The organism is Microbacterium sp., from assembly GCF_030149085.1.
GTDB lineage: Bacteria > Actinomycetota > Actinomycetes > Actinomycetales > Microbacteriaceae > Microbacterium.
Genome location: NZ_JASBSF010000219.1, coordinates 1 through 2,822, shown reverse-complemented (window position 1 = coordinate 2,822; position 2,822 = coordinate 1). Strand labels below are relative to the sequence as shown.

The following is a 2,822-nucleotide window of genomic DNA, read 5'->3' as shown; positions in this document are numbered from 1 at the left end:
AGATAGCGGACGGTGTCGGCACCGATTCCGCGCGACGAACCGGTGACGAGCGCGGTCTTTCCGCGCAGGGTTCCGGGGGCGATCGGGGTGGAAATGTCGCTCACAATTGCTCCTGTTGCAGGTCGGCGCTTCAGCCGCGGGGCAGCACCGGAATGGCGCGCGTACCGACCCTACCAACCGGTCCGCGCCGGGCCCTGCGTTGATAGGGTCGGACCAAGAGGAAGGAGATTCGGATGTTGCCCGATCTCACGCAGTATCTGTGGATCCTCTGGCTCGCTCTGGCAGTCCTGTTTGTGATCATCGAGCTCCTCACCCTCGAGTTCACGTTTCTGATGCTGGCTGCCGGAACACTGATCGGCGGCCTCGGGACGAACCTGTTGGGCGGCCCGTGGTGGCTTCAGATCGGGCTCGCCGCAATCGCCTCAGCACTTCTCCTGTTCACGATTCGCCCCCTCCTGCTGCGCGCGCTCCATCGAAGTTCGCCGGTCGTCCTCACGAACGTCGATGCGCTCGTTGGGATGCCGGCCCGTGTGACCCGCGCGTTCACGCAGGGGGCAGGTGAGGTGAAGCTCGACAACGGCGAGACATGGACGGCACGACTGAGCGCCGGTCTGACGGATGCTGAGGCGAACGTCGGACAGCCGGTCAGCGTCATCGCGGTACGGGGCGCCGCCGTCGAAGTGGCTCCGCAGCCCCGGCCATCGACAGAAAGGACCATGGAACATGATTGACATCGGCGCGTTCGCGGGTCAGATCTTCGTCATCGTCCTGCTGCTGGTCATTGCGATCTTCGTGGTCGTGGTGATCTTCCGATCGATTCGGATCATTCCGCAGGCCACAGCCGGCGTCGTGGAGCGCCTCGGCCGGTACCACAAGACCCTCTCCCCCGGCTTGAACCTTCTCGTGCCGTTCATCGACCGGGTGCGGCCGCTGATCGACATGCGCGAGCAGGTCGTTTCCTTCCCGCCGCAGCCGGTCATCACCGAGGACAATCTCGTTGTCTCGATCGACACGGTCGTGTACTTCCAGGTGACGGATGCCCGCGCGGCCACCTACGAGATCGCGAACTACCTCGGCGCGGTGGAGCAGCTCACGACCACGACGCTGCGAAACGTCGTCGGTGGCCTGAATCTCGAGGAGGCACTGACCAGCCGCGACGAGATCAACACGAAGCTGCGGGTCGTGCTGGATGAAGCGACGGGCAAGTGGGGCATCCGCGTCTCGCGTGTGGAGTTGAAGGCGATCGATCCCCCGGTCTCCATCCAGGACTCGATGGAAAAGCAGATGCGCGCCGAACGTGACCGTCGTGCGGCGATCCTGACCGCTGAGGGCACGAAGCAGTCAGCCATCCTGCAGGCGGAGGGCGCACGCCAGGCTGAGATCCTGCGGGCCGAAGGCGAAAAGCAGGGCCAGATCCTGCGCGCCCAGGGTGAAGCCGAGGCCATCGCTACCGTCTTCAACGCCATCCACGAGGGCAATCCGGATGACAAGCTCCTCGCGTACCAGTACCTGCAGACTCTTCCGAAGATCAGCGACAGCGCGTCCAGCAAACTGTGGATCATCCCGAGCGAGTTCACGGAGGCACTCAAGGGTGTATCCAGTGCGTTCGGGTCGCGAGATGCCGCAAAGCCCGCACCTGACGAGCAGGCGTGAAGCACCCCTACTTCGTCGATGCCCCGTATCCGCGCGTCCTGGCGCACCGGGGCTTGACGGTTGACCCCGCGATAGCAGAGAACTCCTACTCGTCGGTCGCCGCGGCGCAGCGCGCGGGCGCGACCTACGTGGAATCCGACTGTCATCTCACCCGCGACGGCGAGGTCGTGCTGTTCCATGATGCGGATCTTCGTCGAGTCACCGGCGACCCTCGACGCATCGTCGACGTCGATCTCGCGGAGCTAACCGCCTTGATGGCAGATCGCGGTGGGCTGATCACGTTACGCACTGCGCTCGAGGACTTCGCGACTCTGAGGTTCAACCTCGACGTGAAGGCGGCCGACGCCGCCGACGCAGTGGGTGTCCTGGTCGCCGGTCATGGTGAGCGCGTCCTCCTGACAAGCTTCGCCGATGCCCGCCGACGAGCAGCCTTGGCATCGGCCGCTCGTCACGCACCGTCCGGGTCCGTGGCTCCTGCAACATCCGCGGGGCGGGAGACGATTGCACGGGCGATCTGGGGCCTTGTCGCGCGGTCACCGCGGCTTGTCACATCCTCACTGGTGGGAGTCGACGCACTGCAGGTCCCAGAACGGCAGGGACCGGTGCGGGTCGTGACGCCGCGACTGATTGAGGCCGCTCACGCGCACGGGGTCGAGGTCCATGTCTGGACCGTGAACGATCCCGCAGACATGCGGCGGCTTGTCGATATGGGAGTCGATGGCATCGTCTCGGACCGTGCCGACATCGCGCTCGAGACTCTTGGACAACGCCCCCGCTGAAGATCGGCTGAGAATGCTCTCATCTGCGGGTCGGCATGGATGATCTGCCCAGGTGAGCGCGTTATACCTGTACAGCGACGAGAGGACCACACAATGGCAGACCGCAGCCTCCGCGGCATGCGACTCGGCGCCTCCAGCCTACAGAGCGAGGACGGCGTCGTATTTCATGAGCGGGCACAGTTCACCTACTCCTGCACGTCTTGTGGACGTGACACCACCATGACCTTCGCGGCAGACGCCGAGGTCCCCGAGACCTGGGAATGCCGCACCTGTGGCGCCGAGGCTTTGCTGCGCGTTGACGGCGAGACTGTCACCGTCGACCACGGCGATGTCAAAGCCCCTCGCTCCCACTGGGACATGCTTCTGGAGCGTCGCACGATCCCTGAGCTC

Annotated in this window: 4 protein-coding genes and 1 pseudogene; 4 read left to right on the top strand and 1 reads right to left on the bottom strand. The window is 64.8% G+C overall.

Annotated features, from left to right (window positions below; genetic code table 11):
* Positions 1 to 95: pseudogene (locus Q1V87_RS08940) on the bottom strand (short chain dehydrogenase); the annotation flags it as partial.
* A gap of 138 nt (positions 96 to 233) precedes the next feature.
* Between Q1V87_RS08940 and Q1V87_RS08935 the strand changes: the two are divergent.
* The 4 genes from Q1V87_RS08935 to Q1V87_RS08920 form a co-directional block, all read left to right on the top strand.
* Positions 234 to 731, top strand: a complete 498-nt coding sequence (locus Q1V87_RS08935; protein ID WP_292710476.1) for an NfeD family protein — start codon at positions 234 to 236, stop codon at positions 729 to 731.
* Positions 724 to 1,653 (top strand): SPFH domain-containing protein, encoded by a 930-nt coding sequence (locus Q1V87_RS08930; RefSeq protein WP_300591819.1) that lies wholly within the window; start codon positions 724 to 726, stop codon positions 1,651 to 1,653. Before Q1V87_RS08935 ends, Q1V87_RS08930 begins: the two co-directional genes overlap by 8 nt.
* A complete protein-coding gene (locus Q1V87_RS08925; protein ID WP_300591817.1) occupies positions 1,650 to 2,432 on the top strand; it encodes a glycerophosphodiester phosphodiesterase family protein in 783 nt (260 codons plus the stop codon). Before Q1V87_RS08930 ends, Q1V87_RS08925 begins: the two co-directional genes overlap by 4 nt.
* A 93-nt stretch (positions 2,433 to 2,525) precedes the next feature.
* Positions 2,526 to 2,822 (top strand): RNA polymerase-binding protein RbpA (locus Q1V87_RS08920; RefSeq protein ID WP_300591816.1); only part of this gene is annotated, 297 nt, incomplete at its 3' end.